General features: G+C 65.2%; 3 protein-coding genes and 2 pseudogenes. 1 reads left to right on the forward strand and 4 read right to left on the reverse strand.

Translation table 11 applies throughout. The features are described from left to right. Positions 1–183, forward strand: a pseudogene (locus ACH2EI_RS10780) (cytochrome P450); the annotation flags it as partial. A 14-nt stretch (positions 184–197) separates the two neighbouring features. Here ACH2EI_RS10780 and ACH2EI_RS10785 read toward each other — a convergent pair. The 4 genes and pseudogenes from ACH2EI_RS10785 to ACH2EI_RS10800 all read right to left on the reverse strand — a co-directional run. Beyond that, on the reverse strand, positions 198–1286 hold the full coding sequence (locus ACH2EI_RS10785; RefSeq protein ID WP_395159992.1) for an alkylhydroperoxidase-related (seleno)protein: 1089 nt from the start codon (positions 1284–1286) through the stop codon (positions 198–200). Positions 1287–1367: 81 nt separating this feature from the next. After that, positions 1368–1523 carry a hypothetical protein gene (locus tag ACH2EI_RS10790; protein WP_395159994.1) on the reverse strand — a complete coding sequence of 52 codons (156 nt, stop codon included), beginning with the start codon at positions 1521–1523 and terminating at the stop codon, positions 1368–1370. A gap of 172 nt (positions 1524–1695) precedes the next feature. Beyond that, entirely contained in the window at positions 1696–2307 is a 612-nt protein-coding gene (locus ACH2EI_RS10795; RefSeq protein ID WP_395159996.1) for a Panacea domain-containing protein, read from the reverse strand. A gap of 152 nt (positions 2308–2459) precedes the next feature. Further along, positions 2460–2787 (reverse strand): annotated as a pseudogene (locus tag ACH2EI_RS10800) (metallophosphatase); the annotation flags it as partial.

Genomic DNA, 2787 nt, shown 5'->3' on the forward strand with positions numbered 1-2787 from the left:
GCCGGCCCGCACTTCTGCCCGGGTGCCGCAGCGTCACGCAGCCTCGTCGGCGATGTCGCCCTGCCGATGATCTTCGACCGTCTGGCTGGGCTACGGCTGGCCGATGCCGATGGTGCGAGCCCGGTCGAGTTCGGCGGTTGGGCATTCCGCGGGCCGCTCGCCGTGCCGGTGACTTGGGGCTGAGGTAGCGAGATCAGTCAGCCGAACAGTTCGTGCACGGCCTTCGCATTCGCATCGGCCGCGACGACATCGGTCGAGTTGGCGGCGCCGGCGAACCCGTTGATGCCGAGGAGGTCGCGCTCCTCGATCGAGGCGCTGAAAACGCCCTGGTCGAGTTGGATGCCGGTGCCGTCGGCGACGCGCACCAAACCATTGAAGATCGCGATGATCGCCGCCGCTTCGAGTGTCGCCTGTCCGCCGATGACGTCGGCGAGTGCAGCGCGGGTTGCGTCGATGTCAGCTTGGTCGAGTTCGACGGCATTGGTGAACGCGAGCAGCTCGGCACCGGCTGGCACCCCGACGTCGCCGACGTAGTCGCGATCGATTGCGGCCTTCAGATCGACGATCAATCCATTTGCTTCGCCACTCACACGGAGCAGCGTGGTGTGCGACGACGTTCAATAGAAACACTCGTTCAGCGCGGTCGAGCGCGTGGCCACCAGCTCGGCCTGCGGACGGCTGAGTGGAAACTCCCACCGCAGGTTCATGAACTCTGCACCGTGGGAGTAGTGCGTGTCGACGAGTTGCCGCCAGGCCTGGTTCGTCACCGGAACGAGGCTGAGCGTCCGGCTCACGTTGGCCTTCGTGGGGCCGGTGGTCTGGCTGACCCATGCACCAATATCGCCGACGTCGTCGGGTCGCACACGCGCCGGTTCGCCGGCAATGGGTTGGGGCAGCGGTTGGGGCAGCGGTTGCCCGGGTCGGCCCATGGCCCGGTCGAACCGGTCGAGCACGCTGACGATTGCCGTCACGCCGACCAGTTCGGTGTACGTCTCTTCGCCGAGTTCGGCGATGTGTTCGTCGGCCCACGCTCGGGTCAGGCGGCCAGGGTCGGACGCGGTGCGATGGACCACTTCCATCGCCGAGGCTGACAGTTCCCCGGTGGCCGCGTGAGCGCCATCGATGGCGTTGGGCGAGAGCGCCTGCCGACGTTGCTGATCGAGTTCGTTCGAGGAGGAGTCGCGCACTTCGCGCCAGACGGCGAGTCGCTGCTCGCCGGTCAACCAGTCTCCCGGCTTCGCCATTGCGTCACGGACAGTTTGTTGGGTGTCCTCAATGTCGCTCATGCACGCAAGTCTGTCACGCTCGCGGTTCCGGTGACGTGGGACTGAGGTAGCGGTCGCGGTTCCACCGATCTGCGACTGCGATCAGTCCGCCGGGTTTTGGCTGACGTGATCCCAGTACGACGGGTCGATGCAGACATCCGCGATGTCGACCTTGGTGAGAGCGACGAGCACGGCGGTGAACACGACAGCACCGAAGAAGGGGTCGACGATCGTGACTGTCCGAACGCTTGGGCCCACCGCCTCGCGTTGTTGGTCGAATTGTGAGAACGCCAGCCGGGCCGCCGCGAGCGGGCCGGACTCGAAATCGTAAAACGACGGTCAACCACTGCCTGTTCGTTCGGGCCCGAATTCGATTGCGATTTTCGCGTCGACCTCGGCCGCGACGCCGACCTCGAAGATCGGCATCGGATCAGCTGGAAGTCGCGATTCCGTATCGCTGAGCGACTGCCGACGCTTGGGCGACGGCAGTGGGAGTCAGCGGCTGTTCACGCGGGATGAGCGCGGCTGTGTACGGAATCGTGTCGCCTTCTTGGGTGAGGCGCCAGCCGGCTTCCTGGTGCGATAGATCGGAGACTTCGCGTCCGTTCATGCCTTCGAGGTCGCGGAGCACGTCGTCGATGGTTTGGAGTTCTTCGTCGTCGAACACCGATACGTCGGCGTCGCGCTTGGGCACCAGGCGTTGCTGTTTGTAGCCGAGGAAGTCACGTTCTTCGAGTTCGGCGTCGCCCGACTCGGTCAGTTCGTTCCGCACCGGAAGGAGCCGTCGTGGCGCTGGTCCGTTGGGAAGCTTCTGATAGTCGGCGCCGGTGATCGACCGCCCGGTGCGCCGGACGTGAGTGAAGTCGGCGAAGTAGAGGACCTTGTTCAGCTTCGTCGCGCCACCGGCAGCGTCGTCGGTCAAGCGCCCAGCGATCAAGACCACGAGCTCGCGGAACTTGTCCTCGTTGTACTCCTGCTCCACGAGTGCATCGTAGCCATGGGTGCGAATGGCGGTTTGCGCACGTCGGGTACGGAGCTGCATGGGTCCATCATGAACCTCGGGTGTCACACTCGGCCTGCCCGGCAGAAAACCCGTCGCGCTCGAATCGGGAGTGATGCAGGCACCGGGTTCACGGGAGCCACGTCCTGTGTAGGCCGCCGGCTATCGAGCAACGACCGTCCGACCAGCCCCGGTCAACCGTGAACGAAGTTCTCAGCCTGCAACGTGGGTTCGCCGTCCCATCGGTAGGCGACGAGGTCGCCGCCCTTCACGGCGCTGAAGTCGACGCATGCCGTGTTTGACGTGCTCGGCTTGTCGTCGTTGTCGGTGAACCAGTAGTGTCCGAACAGGACGGGCGGAGCGTCGTTGGGGTACGGCGGTACCGATCCGGTGATGGCGCTGAGCGGTGTTTCCGGGAGTTCGTCGACACGTTCGCCGTGGGGGTCCAAGAGTGGCCATGACGGGTCGAGCCGCACGATGTCGCGCAGGGTCGTGGCGTCGGTCTTCCACCAAGCGACCCGA

The sequence above is a fragment of the Ilumatobacter sp. genome, from assembly GCF_041688325.1.
Lineage (GTDB): Bacteria > Actinomycetota > Acidimicrobiia > Acidimicrobiales > Ilumatobacteraceae > Ilumatobacter_A.